Origin of the sequence: Paenarthrobacter nitroguajacolicus (assembly GCF_031455195.1) — a bacterium.
Lineage (GTDB): Bacteria > Actinomycetota > Actinomycetes > Actinomycetales > Micrococcaceae > Arthrobacter > Arthrobacter nitroguajacolicus_D.
On record NZ_JAVDSH010000003.1, the window covers coordinates 225411 to 241534 of the forward strand.

The following is a 16124-nucleotide window of genomic DNA, read 5'->3' on the forward strand; positions in this document are numbered from 1 at the left end:
GACGACGTTGGTCGTTCAGGAATCAGGTGGCAGGTACCAGCAGGGCCACTGGATAGCGCTCCAGGAGCCGGGCAACAGGGACGGCCCCGGCGCTGTAGGACGCACCCGTCAGTTGGTCGGTGCTGTCCACCGTGAGGTCGATGACAGTGTCCCGCCACCCTCCGTCCCGTTCGAGCCGCCTGGGCAGCCGGGTGGCTACCGTGAGGGCTCCCCGCTTTTCCGCTCCCCTGTCGAAGGCCACCACATGGCCTGCCGCCGAACCCCGCGCTGCCACCGGCAGGTAGCCTGCGAACAGCTCCGGCCGATCGCGGCGCAGCCTCAGGGCGCGGGACAGCACCAACAGCTTGGCCGATTCATCCGTGAACTCCGGCTTGGCACCGCCATCCAGCTCCGCGAGTGCCGCGATACGGGCTTGGAAGTCCACCGGCCGCCTGTTGTCCGGATCCGTCAGCGAGCCATCCCTGAACTCCGTGCCCTGGTATACGTCCGGGACGCCGGGCATGGTCAGTTGGATAAGCTTCGCTGACAGCGAGTTCGACGTCCCGAAGGGTTCAAGCTCGGCCACGAAGTTGTTGAGTGCAGCCGCGACTTCGGGGACGTCAAAGGCGGCGTCGACGGCGGTAGCCAGGTGCCGTTCGAACTCGGCGTTGGGGTCTGTCCAGTTAGTCGAGTTTCCTGCTTCCCGCGCCGCTTTAAGGGCGTAGGACTGCAGGCGTCCACGATCGGCCGGCCAGGCCCCGATGACTGACTGCCAGATCAAGGCTGCTAGGGGGCCGTCCGGAATCGGGGCGAGTTGCTGAACCGTTCCCAAGAACAACTCCCACTCCGGAACAGCCTCCGAAATGACCGAAATCCGGGCGCGGGCATCCTCGCTCCGTTTGGTGTCGTGGGTGCTGAGGGTGGTCATCGACAATGGCAGGAGCTGTTGACGACGTGCCATGCGCTCGTGGAAAACCCCCGCGGGGATCGAGAACTCGGTGGGGTCAGCTCCCACTTCCGTGAGCGTCCCCAGCCGCGTGTAGCGGAAGAACGCGGTGTCCTCCACGCCCTTGGCCATGACCATGCCAGATGTTTGCTGGAAACGCCGGGCCAGGGGGTTGGACTCGTCCAGGAGCAGTGGCTCCAGGCGACGGAGCACGGTGTCCAGGTCCGGGCGATGCCGGGCCGCTTCCTCCACGGCCTCGCTCAGGGTCTTCGCACCGTAGGGCAGGTAGGTCCTGTAGATGGGGAAGCAGCAAATGACCTCAGCCAGGGCATCGGCGACTTTCCCGTGGGGTAGTTCCAGCGATTCAGGAACCAAACGCGCCAGCCGCAATATCTCGGAGCGCAGGATCCCATCGGCGATGCGTCGCTTTGTCCCACGGATCATGGCGTGGTAGTCAGCGGGCGCGTCCGTTCCTCGGAGGCGGGCGTCGAGGGAGTTCAGGTACTCCTCGGCTGAGGGGTCCACGAACAAGCGGTCCACATCGGCTAGTGCGTCATAGCCGGTGGTGCCTTCACAGTCGAAGGTCTCCGGAAGCTGTTCGCCCGGTTCAAGGATTTTTTCCACCAGCAGGTATGCCCCGCCGGTGGCCTCCCGAAGCCTGGCCAGGTAGCCTTCCGGATCGGCCAGGCCGTCGGGGTGGTCGATCCTGAGTCCATCAACCAGGCCTTCACGGAACCAGCGGACAACTTCTTCGTGCGCTTCGTCGAAAACCCAAGGGATTTCCACGCGCACACCAGCCAATGTGTTTACCGCGAAGAAGCGCCGGTAGTTCAGCTCGGCATCGGCACGCCGCCAACCAACCAGCTCATAGTGCTGCCGGGCGTGCACATCCTTCGGGTTGTCCCCGTCGGCGTAGGTACCTTCAGCCAGCGGAAAGGCGTGGTCGTAGTAGCGCAGTTCGCCGTCAACGACCTTGAGTTCGTTGAGGTCATCATCGCTGCCCAGGACTGGGACACGGATCTTGCCACCGCCAAAGTCCCAGTCGACGTCGAAGGCTTCGGCGTACTTGGAACCGCGGCCATCCTTCAGGAGCTGCCACCACCAGGAGTTCTGCTTGGGTGAAGCTACTCCCATATGGTTTGGCACGATGTCTGCCAAGATGCCGAGGCCCTGTTCGCGGGCCGACCGGGCAAGGGCCTCAAGGCCTTCAGGTCCGCCGCGCGAGGGGTCCACGGTGGACGGATCGGTGACATCGTAGCCGTGGTCGGACCCTTGTTCGGCCGTCAGGATCGGTGACACGTAGACCCAGTCGACTCCCAAGGAGCGCAGATAACCGGTCAGCCCGGCAGCATCCTGGAGGGTGAAGCCCGGACGGATCTGCAGCCGATACGTCGAAATGGGAGTCTTCACGACTGGTCCTCCTTTGGAGCCGGCTCAGCTGCAGTGTCGCCGTCCTGTCCGCTTTCCTGCGTGGCGGTCCCCTCCCCCTTGTAGTCGAAGGGCAGGGACGTTACGGCAGGAGAAGTGAGCGATGCCGTTTCCGGGGTGCTCGTCTGGGTCAGGGCAGCCAAGGATGCAGCTACGGAGTGGTCGGGCTCCACCTCGGGGCTGCTGTGTGCCCGGAGGACCACCAGTGACTTCCCACCGACTTTGAGGCTCTGCTCCGGCTTGATGACTCCGGCTTCGGCGCCCTCTCCAGCAGTATCGATCATGACGTCCCAGGCGGGCGCGTACTCGTCCGAGGGGATTTGGAAGTCCACCTCTTCCTGGTCAGCGTTGAAGTAGAGCAGGAAGTTAACGTCCGTGATCCGACGCCCCTGGTTGTCACGGCCATGGATGCCGTCACCGTTCAGGAAGACGCCCACGGAACGCCCAAACGCCTCGTCCCAGTCGGAAGGGCTCATGGTAGTGCCGTCAGCGTCCAGCCAAACGATGTCCGGGAGACGTTCGCCTTCGCCTCGAAGGACAGGGCGTCCGTCGAAGAATCGGCTTCGGCGAAGGCTTGGGTGCTTCGCGCGGAGGGCGCTCACTGCAGCCGTGAACTCGATCAGTGGCTGGTCCACGTTGTCCCAGTTGATCCAGGTGAGTTCGGAGTCCTGGCAGTATCCGTTGTTGTTGCCGTTCTGCGTTCGTCCGAGCTCATCGCCGTGGAGGAGCATCGGTACGCCCTGTGAGAGGAACAGGGACGCGATGAAGTTGCGCTGTTGGCGGGCCCGCAGCGCAAGTACTGTGGGATCGTCTGTGGGCCCTTCTTCGCCGCAGTTCCAGGAACGGTTGTGGGATTCGCCGTCGTTGTTGTCTTCGCCGTTGGCCTCATTGTGCTTCTCGTTGTAGGAAACGAGGTCAGCCAGGGTGAAACCGTCATGGGCGGTGACAAAGTTGATCGAGGCCACCGGGCGGCGGCCCGAGTGTTCGTACAGGTCGGCCGAACCGGTCAGGCGGGAAGCAAATTCACCCAGGGTGGAGGGTTCACCGCGCCAGAAGTCACGGACGGTGTCGCGGTACTGGCCGTTCCATTCGGTCCACTGCGGCGGGAAGTTTCCTACCTGGTAACCGCCCGGGCCAACATCCCACGGCTCGGCGATCAGCTTGACCTGGGAAACTACGGGATCCTGCTGGATGAGTTCGAAGAACGTGGACAGCTTGTCCACGTCGTAGAACTCGCGGGCCAGGGTGGAGGCGAGGTCGAAACGGAAACCATCGACATGCATTTCGGTGACCCAGTACCTCAGTGAGTCCATCAGCAGCTGCAGGGAGTGCGGGCTGCGGACGTTCAGCGAGTTGCCGGTGCCGGTGTAGTCCATGTAGTACTTCTGGTCATCTTCCACCAAGCGGTAGTACGCCGAGTTGTCGATGCCCTTGAAAGACAGGGTGGGGCCCAGGTGGTTGCCTTCGGCGGTGTGGTTGTACACGACGTCCAGGATGACTTCGATGCCTGCGGTGTGCAGGGCCCGAACCATGGCCTTGAAGTCCTGGACCTGCTGGCCGGTATCGCCCTTGGAGCTGTAGCTGTTGTGGGGTGCGAAGAAACCAATGGTGTTGTAGCCCCAGTAGTTGTTCAGTCCCTTGTCCTGCAGGATGCCGTCATTGACGAACTGGTGCACGGGCATGAGCTCGATGGCGGTGATGCCCAGCTTCTGCAGGTGGGAAATGACCGCCGGGTGCGCAACGCCGGCGTAGGTGCCGCGCTGCTCCTCGGGAACCTCGGGGTGCATCTGCGTCAGGCCCTTGACGTGGGCCTCGTAGATGACCGACTTGTGGTACGGAATCCGCAGCAGCTTGTCGCCATCCCAGTCAAAGAAGGGATTGATGACGACGCCGAGCATCATGTGCGCCGCGGAGTCCTCGTCATTTCGGGACTCCGGGTCCCCCAGGTTGTAGGAGAACAGGGACGGGTCCCAGTCGATCTGGCGATGGATGGCCTTTGCGTAAGGATCCAGCAGCAGCTTGTTGGGGTTGAACCGTTGGCCGGCGTCGGGGTCGTAGGCCCCGTGTACGCGGTACCCATACTTCTGCCCGGGTTGAACCTGGGGAAGGTAACAGTGCCATACATAACCATCAACCTCGGTGACATCTACGCGGACTTCCCCGCCGTCGTCGTCGAAGAGGCACAATTCCACTTTTTCGGCCTTCTCGCTAAACAGCGCGAAGTTGGTGCCGGTGCCGTCAAAGGTGGCACCCAGCGGATAAGCCGATCCGGGCCAGACTTCCATGCGTTCTCCTCTTGATGATGCGAACAACTGTTGCAAGCCTACAGACGACCTATGAACAGACAGTAACCTTACGGTCTTGGGCGGTCGTATTCCGCCGCAAGCGAACCAATTACGCGTGGCACCCCCGCCATGATCGCCGAGGCTGTAAGGGGGCCACCCTCGAAATTGGCGGATGCCTCTGCTCCCGCCCTCCCGTGGACGCTAGCCGCGACAGCTGCCACAGCAGCCCAACGGTCCGCTTGCTCCAAGCCCAAGGCGGCATACGCGCCGTCGTCGTCCCTGACCTCTTCGGCGGACTGCGCCACCACGGCGCCCAAGACGCCGGACAAGACATCGCCGCTCCCCGCGGTTGCCATCCACGCGATGCCTTCCGATTGGCTGAAGACAACGCCCGACGGCGAGGCCACGAGTGTGGTGGCACCCTTCAGCAGCACCGTGGCGCCGGTCAGCTCGGCGGCCAACCGTACGAAGTGCAGTGGACGGGCTTCGACGTCGTCGCGGGTAACAGCGATCTCGCCCAAGGATGGAAGCGAATCGAGCAGTGTGGCCAGCTCACCCGCGTGCGGTGTCAGGATCCAGTGTGGCGGGCAGCGATCCGGCAAGGCGCCCAACGCGCCAGCATCAACCACCACGGGCAACCCGGTGTCCATGGCTGTTTTCGCCGCGTCCCCGACCCGACGCAATTGTTCGGCTCCATCCACCCCAGGTCCCAGTACCCAGGCTTGGACGCGACCAGGATCGCCGGTCTCCCACAGTGCTTCAGGGGTCCGGGACAGCACCGCCCTCGCAGCGCTTTCCGGGCCCAGATAACGCACCATCCCCGCCCCGGCCAGTGCCGCAGAGTGGACGCTGAGGACGGCAGCGCCGGCGAACCGCGCTGAGCCCGCTACCACCCCAAGGACGCCGCGGGAGTATTTGTGCGCGCGGCGATCAGGCGCCGGAAGCAGGCGACCAAGATCCCTGGCAGTAAGGCGCCGCAATTCCGGGCTCACGGAGCGAAGCCCGGGTTCGATGCCGATGGACACCAGTTCAACGCGGCCCGCGCAGCCCTCGCCCGGATCAGTCATCAGACCGGCTTTGATGCCGCCAAAAGTGACAGTAACGTCCGCGTCCAGCACCGGCCAATGGACTTCCCCTGTGCCGGCGTCCAGCCCGCTGGGGAGGTCGCAAGCCACCACCAGGGACGGCCGTAGCTCCTGCAGGGAGGCAATCATTTCGGCTGCGGCCCCACGCAAGCCTCCGCGCGCACCCGTACCAAGTAGGGCGTCGATGATTGCGTCATCGCCGGCGCACATGACGGCGAGCTCTTCGGCATTCCCTGGCTCCAGGCGCAGGGTCCGCCCACCGGCGGCGGTGAAAGCAGCAAGCGCCTCGGGATGGACTTCGGGGGCGGCGAGGACCGCCGTCGTGCGCATTCCGCGGCGGGCAAGAAAAGCTGCGGCGAAAAGGCCGTCCCCACCGTTGTTTCCTTTGCCTGCCAGGACGGTGACGCTGGCGCCGGTCAGCTTGCGTTTCCTTTTGACCTGCCGGACTACCTCTTGCGCCAGCCCGTAGGCTGCCCGCTGCATAAGAACAGCGCCCTCACCGGAGTCCAGGAGCGGTTTTTCCGCATCCCTGATCTGTTGTCCGGTGAAGGCACTGATCATTGCTTTGTTACGTCCGTTCAGCCCTCGGCGAGGACAGTCGCCGTAGCGATGCCGCCGTCGTGGCTGATGGACAAGTGCCAACGTTTGACGCCCTTGGCCTCGGCCACGGCAAGCACCGTGCCCTTGACCTGAACGGTGGGGCCGTTTTCGTCGAGCCCGATCCAGCAGTCCTGCCAGTTCATTCCTGCGGGCGCGCCGAGCACCTTGGCCACGGCTTCCTTGGCCGCGAAGCGCGCAGCCAAGGACCGGGTGTTGAGTTCCCGCTCCGCAGGTACAAACAGGCGGTCCCTGAGTCCCGGCGTCCGTTCCAGCTGCTTGCCGAACCGTTCGATGTCTACGACGTCTACGCCTATGCCAACAATCATGGCGTTATTCTACGGTCACGCTCTTGGCCAGGTTACGCGGCTGATCAACGTCGTAACCCTTGGCTCCGGCGAGTTCAGCGGCAAAGATCTGCAGCGGAACCGTGGTGAGCAGCGGCATCAACAGAGTGGGCGTTTCAGGAACGTAGAACACCTGCTCTGCATAGTCCTTGACCGACTCGTCGCCTTCTTCGGCAATCACCAGGGTGCGGGCGCCACGTGCGCGGACTTCCTGGATGTTGCTGACTACCTTGGAGTGCAGGGAGTCGCGGCCACGCGGGGATGGCACCACGACGAAGACGGGCTGGCCGTCGTCGATCAGGGCGATCGGGCCGTGCTTGAGCTCGCCGGCCGCGAAGCCTTCTGCGTGGATGTACGCAATTTCCTTGAGCTTCAAAGCACCTTCGAGGGCTACCGGGTAGCCAACGTGGCGGCCCAGGAACAAGACGGACTTTTCGTCCTTCATGCTGCGGGCGAGCTCGCGGAGGGGGCCCGCGTTGTCCAGGATGTGCTGGATCTTGGCCGGGATCTTGGACAGGTCCGCGAGGACGTCCTTGATCTGGCCGGAGAAGATGTTGCCGCGCAGCTGGGCCAAGTACAGGCCCAACAGGTAAGCAGCGGTGATCTGCGCCAGGAACGCCTTGGTGGACGCGACGGCGATTTCCGGGCCGGCGTGCGTGTAGAGCACGGCGTCGGATTCACGCGGGATGGTGGAACCGTTGGTGTTGCAGATGGAGATGGTCTTGGCACCCTGCTCGCGGGCGTAGCGGACGGCCATCAGCGTATCCATGGTTTCGCCGGACTGGCTGATGGAGACCACCAGCGTGTTGGAGTCGACGATCGGGTCGCGGTAACGGAACTCGTGTGCGAGCTCAACTTCCGTGGGGATGCGGCACCAGTTCTCGATCGCGTACTTGGCAACCAGGCCTGCGTAGGCCGCGGTGCCGCAAGCGAGGACGATGATCTTGTTGACCTGCTTGAGGAGTTCAGGGTCGATGCGGAGCTCATCCAGGGTCAGCTTGCCGTCAAGGTCCGAACGTCCCAGGAGGGTCTGCGCTACGGCGTCAGGCTGGTCGTGGATTTCCTTCTCCATGAAGGAGTTGAAGCCACCCTTTTCAGCCGATGCCGGGTCCCAGTCAACGTGGTATTCCTTGCCTTCGGCGGGGGCGCCGAAGAAGTCGGTGATCTCCACGGATTCTGCGGTGATGGTAACGATCTGGTCCTGGCCCAGTTCCACTGCGCGACGGGTGTAGTCGATGAAGCCGGAGACGTCGGAGCCGAGGAAGTTCTCGCCCTCACCCAGGCCTACGACCAACGGGGAGTTGCGGCGGGCGGCCACGACGACGTCGGGCTGGTCCGCGTGGACGGCCAGGAGGGTGAAGGCACCCTCAAGGCGCTGGCAGGCCAGCCGCATGGCCTCGGTCAGGCTTCCGCCGCCGTCGTTCAGTTGCGTCCTGAAGATGTCCCCGAGGAGGGCTGCAGCTACTTCGGTATCGGTTTCCGATTCGAAGGTGACGCCCTTGCCCAGGAGCTCCTGCTTGAGTTCGGCGAAGTTTTCAATGATGCCGTTGTGAATGACGGCCAGGCGGCCGCCGTCGGAAAGGTGCGGGTGCGCGTTACGGTCGGTCGGGCCACCGTGCGTTGCCCAGCGGGTGTGACCGATACCGGTCAGGGATTCCGGGATGGGGTTTGCTTCCAGCTCACTGATCAGGTTGCTCAGTTTTCCGGATTTTTTACGGGACGAGATGGTCCCGTCAGCCACCACTGCGACGCCGGCGGAGTCATAGCCGCGGTACTCAAGACGACGCAGCCCTTCCACGACGACGTCAAGGGCGCTGTGACCAGCTGCCTTGCGAGACGAATTGCCAACATAGCCTACGATTCCACACATGGGCTCAAGCTTAGCGGCTAGTGCAAACAACTGATGTGGGACGTCCTAGCTCTTGGGGTTTGTGACGAGAGGTGGGTCACGCACAATTCACCCGCCCGTCGTCGCGCATTTCCTGATCCGCCGCGTGGAGGGCAGAATCATGAGCGTGACTTTGCAACGCACCGAAGCTAATGGCGACGGCGCTTCCCCGTTTGTTGAGCTGGACCGCCAGACCTGGTCCAGGCTTGCAGCACAGATGGAGCAGCCCCTCAACGAAGAGGACATATTCCGTCTCCGGGGCCTCGGCGACCCCCTCGACATGAAGGAAGTCCGGGAAGTTTACCTGCCCCTTTCGCGACTCCTCCACCTGTATGTGCAGGCCTCGCACCAACTCCATGCCGCCACCACCACGTTCCTGGGCGAACAGACGCAGCGCACGCCTTTCGTCATCGGCGTCGCAGGATCCGTCGCCGTCGGAAAGTCGACCATCGCGCGTGTGCTCCGGGAAATGCTCAGGCGCTGGCCCGGGACGCCCAATGTGGAACTCATCACCACTGACGGTTTCCTGTACCCGCTGGCCGAGCTGAAGCGGCGCCACTTGCTCGAACGCAAGGGTTTCCCCGAGTCCTACGATCGCCGCGGGCTCCTCCGCTTCGTCTCGGAAGTCAAGGGAGGTGCGGAGGAAGTCCGCGCGCCCTGGTATTCGCATGTCACCTACGACATCGTGCCCGGGAAGGAAGTCGTGGTCCGGCGTCCCGACGTCCTGATCGTCGAAGGCCTGAACGTGCTGGCACCGGCGCGTCCCCGCATGGACGGCAAGCAAGGATTGGCTGTCAGCGACTTCTTCGACTTCTCCATCTACGTGGACGCCAAAACCTCGTACATCGAGGAATGGTACGTGGACCGGTTCCGCAAGCTCCGCAGTACGGCCTTTGCGCAGCCGGAGTCCTACTTCCACCGTTACGCCACGCTCTCCGACGACGACGCCGAATCGACGGCCCGTGGCATCTGGAAACGAATCAACGAGCCGAACCTCGAGGAAAACGTGCTGCCTACCCGTGGGCGCGCCCAGTTGGTGCTCACCAAGGACGCAGACCATTCAATCCGCCGTATGCTCCTCCGGAAGGTCTAAGCCCTTGGCTACCCCACAACCAAGCCGCAGGGCCTTCACAGGCCTGCTAACGGCCGGCGCCGGGATGCTCGCACTGTCAGCCTGCACGCCGGATAACGCTGCACCCGCCACCGCCGTGGCCGATGCCTCCACTGGATCACCGAGCCCCACGGTTCCGGCCCCATCCGCGTCGCCTGACGTCACCCCTGCCGACGTCGCCGCGACACCGGCACCCAGCGCCCCGCCGTCGAGCGCTGCCGCCACCCGCCTCTCCCTCACCGACCCCACCAGCCCGTGGGTGGTAGTGAACAAGCACCGGCCGCTGAACCCGCAGGACTTCGTCCCCGCAGACCTGGTGCAGCCGAACATTCGGCTCGCCGTCAGCGGCGAGGCAGCCCTGGTCAACAGCACGACGGCGACCGCCGCGGAAAAGATGTTCGCCGCCGCAGCCGCGGAGGGCGTCATCATGACGTTGGCATCGGGCTACCGCTCCTACTCCACCCAGGTAGCCACCTACAACGGCTACGTCGCCAGCACCGGGCAAGCAGCAGCCGACCGCGCATCTGCCCGCCCCGGACACTCCGAACACCAAACGGGCTGGTCCTTCGACATCGGCGACGGCGGGGGTGCCTGCAGCTTCCAGCCGTGCTTCGCCGATCAGCCCGCTGCCGTGTGGGCTAAGGCCAACGCAAGCAGGTTCGGTTTCGTGGTGAGGTACCCGTGGATGTTCCACGACACCACCGGTTACTTCTACGAGTCCTGGCACCTGCGTTACATCGGGGTGGAAGCCGCAACAGACATGGCGGCGCGAGGCATCGCGACGTTGGAGGAGTACTTCGGGCTCGAAGCGGCGCCGGACTACCTCTGAGTGTTTGTGGTTAAAGAAGAATGGCCCGCTCCCTGTTGAATCAGGGAGCGGGCCTTTTCAATTCCTAGACAGCCAATTCGCTGGAAGCGCCCAGGCGCTCCCGGACCACAGCCGCAAGATCGGTACAGATCCGCTCGGCCGTTTCCATGTCGGCGGCCTCCACCATGACCCGCACAAGGGCCTCGGTACCGGACGGACGAAGCAGCACGCGGCCGGTCTCGCCCAATTCGAGTTCCGCGGCGGCAACCGCTGCAGCGACGCCTTCATCAGTACCAGCGCGGGCCTTGTCCACGCCCTTGACGTTGATCATGAGCTGCGGAAGCTTGGTCATCGCAGTGGCCAGTTCCTTGAGGCTGCGTCCGGTCAGGGCCACCTGCGCTGCAAGCTGAAGGCCGGTCAGGACACCGTCGCCCGTGGTTGCGTAATCAGAGAAGATCACGTGGCCGGACTGTTCGCCACCAAGGTTGTAGCCGCCGTCGCGCATGCCTTCAAGCACGTAGCGGTCACCCACTGCCGTTTCGAGGATGGTGATTCCGGCCTCGCGGAGGGCGATCTTGAGGCCAAGGTTACTCATCACGGTGGCCACCAGGACGTTGTCCTTGAGCTTCCCGGCGTCCTTGAGGGCGAGGGCCAGGATCGCCATGATCTGGTCGCCGTCCACCTCGTTGCCTTCATGGTCCACTGCCAGGCAGCGGTCGGCGTCGCCGTCGTGCGCTATGCCGAGGTCCGCTCCATGCTTGACGACAGCTTCCTTCAGCGGGCCAAGATGGGTGGATCCAACGCCCTCATTGATATTCAGGCCGTCCGGCTCAGCACCAATCACCACAACATCGGCGCCGGCGTCCTTGAAGACCTGGGGTGAACATCCGCTCGCTGCACCGTGGGCGCAGTCGAGGACAACCTTCAAGCCGTCCAAGCGCTTCGGCAGGGTGCCCAGCAGGTGGACGATGTAGCGGTCTTCGGCGTCGGAGAACCGCTGGATGCGTCCGACGTCGGCACCCACCGGGCGCTGCGGCTCCTGCCCCAGCTGGGCCTCGATGGCGTCTTCGACGTCGTCGGGCAGCTTCTGGCCGCCACGTGCGAAGAACTTGATCCCGTTGTCCGGAGCCGGGTTGTGGGATGCCGAAAGCATCACCCCAAAGTCTGCATCAAGGTCTGCCACCAGGTAGGCGGCAGCCGGAGTCGGGAGGACACCGGCGTCATAGACGTCGATGCCGGAGCTCGACAGCCCTGCTTCGACAGCCGCGGCGAGGAACTCACCGCTTGCCCTGGGATCCCTGGCGACGACGGCGCGGGGCCGCTTGCCGTTGGTTGCGCGGTCATGGCCGAGTACGACGGCGGCGGCCTGGGCAAGCTGCATAGCCAGCTCAGCGGTAAGCAATCCGTTCGCGAGACCGCGCACGCCATCTGTTCCAAATAATCTAGACATCGGCTCAAGTTTAGACGACGCCGGGGCGCCATCAGTTCAGGGACGCGTCGGGGCGTCACACTGGAGCCCCAATCCAGGCGCCTGCGGGCCGCCTTAAACGGCGAAAGCCCGCCCCGCCAAAGTGGCGGAACGGGCTTTCGATACCCCTGCAAAAGGGGTGCAGCGAATTAACGCTTGGAGTACTGCTGAGCCTTACGTGCCTTCTTGAGACCAGCCTTCTTGCGCTCGATGACGCGGGCGTCACGGCTCAAGTAACCGGCCTTCTTGAGGGTTGCGCGGTTGTTGTCGACGTCGATCTCGTTCAGCGAGCGAGCAACACCGAGACGCAGCGCACCGGCCTGGCCGGAGATGCCACCACCGTGGATACGGGCGATGACGTCGTAGGCGCCTTCGAGATCAAGGATCTTGAAGGGCTCGTTGACGTCCTGCTGGTGCAGCTTGTTCGGGAAGTAGTTGTCCAGCGTGCGGCCGTTGATGGTCCACTTGCCGGAGCCCGGTACAACGCGAACGCGTGCAACGGCTTCCTTGCGGCGGCCAACAGCTGCGCCGGCAACGGTCAGTGCCGGGCGCTCCTTCTTGGGAGCATCTTCAGCAGCGTTGCTGCTTTCAGAGGTGTAGCTGGTGAGGGTTTCCTCGGCCTCGACGGCTTCGGCGGTCAGTTCTTCGTTCTGAGCCACGGTTCTCCTTGTAATGAAAAGTTGGTTGGTGGCCAGGACTACTGGGCGACCTGGGTGATTTCGAAAGTCTTCGGCTGCTGTGCAGCGTGGGGGTGCTCAGCGCCACGGTAGACCTTGAGCTTGCCCAACTGCTGTGCAGCGAGGGAGTTCTTGGGGAGCATGCCCTTGATGGCCTTCTCAACAGCGCGAACCGGGTTGGATTCCAACAGTTCGGCGTAGTTGACGGAGGTCAGGCCGCCCGGGTAACCGGAGTGGCGGTATGCGCGCTTCTGCTCCAGCTTGGCGCCGGTGAGGGCAACCTTTTCAGCGTTGATGATGATGACGAAGTCGCCCATGTCCATGTGGGACGCAAAGGTCGGCTTGTGCTTTCCGCGCAGCAGTGTTGCGGTCTGGCTGGCAAGACGACCAAGGACAACGTCGGTGGCGTCAATGACGTGCCACTGGCGGTTGATATCGCCGGGCTTCGGGGTGTACGTACGCACGGTTTTGCCTCGTTCTTGTTCTGGCGTTCATGTTTTAGGCGACACGCAATAAGGCGTGTACCTACTATGTATGCGCTACCGGAGCAGAGGTGAGGGCTCTATGTACCAGTCATCCCAGGATCTCGAAATGCCTCAGGAGTTAGCGATCCTGCAACTGGATCCCCCATAAGGCATGTGTCATCGAGATAGGACACGCACAACGACTCTAAACAATACCTTCAACGGGGCGCCCGGGTCAAAATGGGGTTACCGCACATGGGGGTACCTGTGTTAATGAGGGGGAACACGTGACCGATGGACTTGCCTTTCCGCTCCTGCTTGCCCTGCCCGGTCTGCTGTTGAGCCCGCTGGCCGAGTCCCTCATCCACGCCTGGCTGCCGCGGCTTGGCGGAATCCCCTCCCCCAGGGTCCGGATCACGACGGCGGCCGTCACCGCCTTGCTGTTTGGCTTGCTCGCGTGGCGGTTTGGCTTCTCTGCCGAATTGCCGGCTTTCCTTTTTCTGGCGCTTTGTGGGGTGCAACTTTCCCGCATTGATTTCACGCTGCATTTGCTGCCGAATCCGCTGGTTCTGCTCCTGCTTGGTGGTGGCGGGGGTCTTCTCGCGACCGCCGCAACGCTGGCTCCTGCGTGGAGCGAGCTGCTCCGTGCCCTGGCGGGTGGGGCCATCTTGTTCGCCGGCTACCTGATTCTGGGACTTTTTTCGCCCGGGAGCATCGGAATGGGCGACGTAAAGCTCGCAGCTCCCTTGGGCCTGTACTTGGGCTACTTGGGTTGGGCGCAGGTACTCTACGGCGGGCTGCTGGGATTCGTGGTGGGCGGGATGCTCACGGTGCTGATGTTACGCCTGCGACGCGGGGAAAAACCGAGGGAAACCGCCCACGGACCTGCCATGGTCATCGCCGCCCTGGCCGTTGCCATGGTCATGGCCTAGCTCCAACTGAGTACGCACTAACCAAGGCTGACTACTCCTTCGCAATTAATAAGGCCACTGTCAAAACCAGGTAGTTTTGGCCCCTCGCACCCCCAAAACTGAGTACTTCCCAGCTCGGGCACGCCCCGCCAAGTAGAGCCCTTACCAGGAAATCGAGTACGGCTACGCATTGTCGCGACGGCCACCCAGGGTGAATTCTTATGTCATCGAATTCCGAACCGCTAAAGGAAACATGGGGGTAGTTCGGAAGTCGAAGCAAATTCCGATAATTTGCTGGACCTATAACCTATTTTGCATTCACTTTTTCTGGGAAGGATTTTCCAATGTCTACTTTTATGTTCACCATCACTTCGTACATCGCCGGCGTCAAGGACCGCTTCACCAAGGAGGAGAAGGGAGCCACGATGGTTGAATACGGCATCATGGTCGCCGCCATCGCCGTAGTGGTCGGCGGCGCAGCGTTCCTGCTTGGTGGCCGGGTTCTCGCCCTTTTCAACGGCATCACGTTGGCGCCGTAGCGAGTCAAGGGACGGTCGGTCGTGAGGCTGAAATGCCATCACGACCGGCCAACGCCCTTTAAGGCATCGTTCTTTCTGGCTCTGGGAGAAAAACAATGAAAGCGAGAACCAAGGAAAAAGGAGCAGTTGCCGTTGAAATGGCAATTGTCCTTCCCCTACTGCTGCTGATCCTTCTTGGCATCATGGAGTTTGGCCGTGCCTACAACGTCCAGGTGTCCCTCACCGAAGCGGCTCGTGAGGGTGCCCGGTATGCCGCGGTTCATTACAGGGAGGGCGGCCTCAATGTCACCGGCACGGCGCTGGCTGCGGCCCCGGGGCTCAACGGCCTGGGTGTGACTGTCACCAACAACGCCGCAAGCTGCGCACCCGGTTCAAACGTCACGGTGACCACCCGTGTTTCGCTTCGTTCGATGTCCGGTTTCCTGGACTCGGGCTTCTTTGGAGCTCCAGGCATCTTCCCGATCACTATGACAGGAGTGGGGGTCATGCGATGCGGCGGATAACTTGTTCGCCGGCAAATGCCCCTACTGCCGGCAAAGCCCAATGCGAGGACAAGGAGCGAGGTGCCGTCTCTGTGCTGGTTGCACTGATGATGGTGGTCCTTCTCGGTTTTGCTGCCCTTGCAGTGGATGTTGGCGCCGTCTATGCCGAGAAGGCCCAGCTCCAAAATGGGGCCGACGCAGCTGCCTTGGCTATCGCTACGGACTGTGCGGAAGGCGCATGCGGAAGCAGCGCCGCAACCGGGAGCCAGTTCGCCAACAGCAACGCGAACGACAACTCCAGCGGTGCCGTGGTGACATTCCCGGCGGCTACCAGAGTCCGTGTGGTGACCAATGCCCGGGATGCGCGAACCGGTGCCAACAGTTTCTCGTTAATGTTTGCACGGGCGCTGGGTGTCCAAACTGCGCAGGTTGGCGCTACGGCCGAAGCCACGTGGGGTTCGCCAACAAGCGCCACAACACTCCCGTGGACCGCGAGCGAGTGCGTCTTCAAAAAGTACCTCTCACCCGCACAACTGGCATCCCTGAATTCGACTGGAAACTTCTCGGGAGACCCTATCCCGACGCACGTGACCCTTCGGTACGACACGAATGCACCTGCAGTAGGCGGTTGCGTTGCACAGAACGGCTATCAGCCAGGTGGATTCGGTTGGCTTGAAACCAACTCCGGGTGCACAACCGATATCAGCATCAGCGCCGTCGTTACGGGTCAACCGGGCAACCACTTCCCCACTGCGGGTGCCTGCAACTCCGTCCTGGCCCACATCATGGATGAGCCCGCGCTGATACCACTCTTCAGAACGGCTGCTCAAAACGGGAACAAGACCAAATACACGCTGGTTGGTTTCGCCGCATTCCAGGTAACCGGCTACAAATTCGACGGCGGCCAGCAGCTGGATCCGGCCGCGCCCGGCTGCAACAACAATTGTCGAGCCCTCCAAGGCTACTTCTCCCGTTTCGTATCTCTCGAAGAGGGTTCCCAAGCAACGGGTGGCCTTCCGAACTATGGAGCATCTGTTGTGACGCTCACCAGGTAGGCACTCAGGTGTGCCTGCTCAATAACCGCGCAAGAACCCGAAAGGAGCTACAAA

At 62.8% G+C, this 16124-nt stretch carries 14 protein-coding genes; 6 read left to right on the forward strand and 8 right to left on the reverse strand.

The window, feature by feature from the left end; translation table 11 throughout:
• Window positions 1-22: 22 nt before the first annotated feature.
• From treY to glmS, 5 genes are all read right to left on the reverse strand, one after another.
• Window positions 23-2335, reverse strand: a complete 2313-nt coding sequence (treY, locus tag J2Y68_RS08420; protein WP_309992139.1) for a malto-oligosyltrehalose synthase — start codon at window positions 2333-2335, stop codon at window positions 23-25.
• The gene (gene glgX / locus J2Y68_RS08425) at window positions 2332-4638 is read right to left on the reverse strand and encodes a glycogen debranching protein GlgX (protein ID WP_309992140.1); all 2307 of its coding nucleotides are present in this window, start codon (window positions 4636-4638) and stop codon (window positions 2332-2334) included. Before glgX ends, treY begins: the two co-directional genes overlap by 4 nt.
• Window positions 4639-4706: 68 nt before the next feature.
• On the reverse strand, window positions 4707-6284 hold the full coding sequence (locus J2Y68_RS08430) for an NAD(P)H-hydrate epimerase (protein ID WP_309992143.1): 1578 nt from the start codon (window positions 6282-6284) through the stop codon (window positions 4707-4709).
• Window positions 6285-6301: 17 nt separating this feature from the next.
• Window positions 6302-6649 carry a holo-ACP synthase gene (locus J2Y68_RS08435; RefSeq protein WP_284986492.1) on the reverse strand — a complete coding sequence of 116 codons (348 nt, stop codon included), beginning with the start codon at window positions 6647-6649 and terminating at the stop codon, window positions 6302-6304.
• A 4-nt stretch (window positions 6650-6653) separates the two neighbouring features.
• Window positions 6654-8537 (reverse strand): glutamine--fructose-6-phosphate transaminase (isomerizing), encoded by a 1884-nt coding sequence (glmS, locus tag J2Y68_RS08440; protein ID WP_309992147.1) that lies wholly within the window; start codon window positions 8535-8537, stop codon window positions 6654-6656.
• Between the two features lie 139 nt (window positions 8538-8676).
• Between glmS and coaA the strand changes: the two genes are divergently transcribed.
• Window positions 8677-9648: a type I pantothenate kinase gene (gene coaA / locus J2Y68_RS08445; protein WP_211711187.1), complete on the forward strand. Its 972-nt coding sequence runs from the start codon at window positions 8677-8679 to the stop codon at window positions 9646-9648.
• Between the two features lie 64 nt (window positions 9649-9712).
• Window positions 9713-10495 carry a M15 family metallopeptidase gene (locus J2Y68_RS08450; RefSeq protein WP_309992614.1) on the forward strand — a complete coding sequence of 261 codons (783 nt, stop codon included), beginning with the start codon at window positions 9713-9715 and terminating at the stop codon, window positions 10493-10495.
• Window positions 10496-10559: 64 nt separating this feature from the next.
• Here J2Y68_RS08450 and glmM read toward each other — a convergent pair whose 3' ends face one another.
• The 3 genes from glmM to rplM form a co-directional block, all read right to left on the reverse strand.
• Window positions 10560-11924: a phosphoglucosamine mutase gene (gene glmM / locus J2Y68_RS08455; protein WP_309992150.1), complete on the reverse strand. Its 1365-nt coding sequence runs from the start codon at window positions 11922-11924 to the stop codon at window positions 10560-10562.
• Between the two features lie 167 nt (window positions 11925-12091).
• The gene (gene rpsI, locus J2Y68_RS08460) at window positions 12092-12601 is read right to left on the reverse strand and encodes a 30S ribosomal protein S9 (RefSeq protein ID WP_024817562.1); all 510 of its coding nucleotides are present in this window, start codon (window positions 12599-12601) and stop codon (window positions 12092-12094) included.
• A gap of 38 nt (window positions 12602-12639) precedes the next feature.
• Entirely contained in the window at window positions 12640-13083 is a 444-nt protein-coding gene (gene rplM / locus J2Y68_RS08465) for a 50S ribosomal protein L13 (RefSeq protein WP_024817563.1), read from the reverse strand.
• A gap of 287 nt (window positions 13084-13370) precedes the next feature.
• Between rplM and J2Y68_RS08470 the strand changes: the two genes are divergently transcribed.
• From J2Y68_RS08470 to J2Y68_RS08485, 4 genes are all read left to right on the forward strand, one after another.
• Window positions 13371-14015 carry a prepilin peptidase gene (locus J2Y68_RS08470; RefSeq protein WP_309992156.1) on the forward strand — a complete coding sequence of 215 codons (645 nt, stop codon included), beginning with the start codon at window positions 13371-13373 and terminating at the stop codon, window positions 14013-14015.
• A 323-nt stretch (window positions 14016-14338) separates the two neighbouring features.
• The gene (locus J2Y68_RS08475; protein WP_309992158.1) at window positions 14339-14533 is read left to right on the forward strand and encodes a Flp family type IVb pilin; all 195 of its coding nucleotides are present in this window, start codon (window positions 14339-14341) and stop codon (window positions 14531-14533) included.
• Between the two features lie 95 nt (window positions 14534-14628).
• Window positions 14629-15036, forward strand: a complete 408-nt coding sequence (locus J2Y68_RS08480; protein WP_309992160.1) for a TadE/TadG family type IV pilus assembly protein — start codon at window positions 14629-14631, stop codon at window positions 15034-15036.
• A 71-nt stretch (window positions 15037-15107) separates the two neighbouring features.
• On the forward strand, window positions 15108-16070 hold the full coding sequence (locus J2Y68_RS08485; protein WP_309992163.1) for a Tad domain-containing protein: 963 nt from the start codon (window positions 15108-15110) through the stop codon (window positions 16068-16070).
• Window positions 16071-16124: the final 54 nt, after the last annotated feature.

Excerpts from the sequence above, each read along its gene's own strand:
- J2Y68_RS08480 (WP_309992160.1), top strand. The coding sequence starts at position 14,629 with ATGAAAGCGAGAACCAAGGAAAAAGGAGCAGTTGCCGTTGAAATGGCA.
- J2Y68_RS08430 (WP_309992143.1), bottom strand. The coding sequence starts at position 6,284 with ATGATCAGTGCCTTCACCGGACAACAGATCAGGGATGCGGAAAAACCG.
- J2Y68_RS08475 (WP_309992158.1), top strand. The coding sequence starts at position 14,339 with ATGTCTACTTTTATGTTCACCATCACTTCGTACATCGCCGGCGTCAAG.
- coaA (WP_211711187.1), top strand. The coding sequence starts at position 8,677 with ATGAGCGTGACTTTGCAACGCACCGAAGCTAATGGCGACGGCGCTTCC.
- glmS (WP_309992147.1), bottom strand. The coding sequence starts at position 8,537 with ATGTGTGGAATCGTAGGCTATGTTGGCAATTCGTCTCGCAAGGCAGCT.
- glgX (WP_309992140.1), bottom strand. The coding sequence starts at position 4,638 with ATGGAAGTCTGGCCCGGATCGGCTTATCCGCTGGGTGCCACCTTTGAC.
- J2Y68_RS08435 (WP_284986492.1), bottom strand. The coding sequence starts at position 6,649 with ATGATTGTTGGCATAGGCGTAGACGTCGTAGACATCGAACGGTTCGGC.
- J2Y68_RS08450 (WP_309992614.1), top strand. The coding sequence starts at position 9,713 with ATGCTCGCACTGTCAGCCTGCACGCCGGATAACGCTGCACCCGCCACC.
- glmM (WP_309992150.1), bottom strand. The coding sequence starts at position 11,924 with ATGTCTAGATTATTTGGAACAGATGGCGTGCGCGGTCTCGCGAACGGA.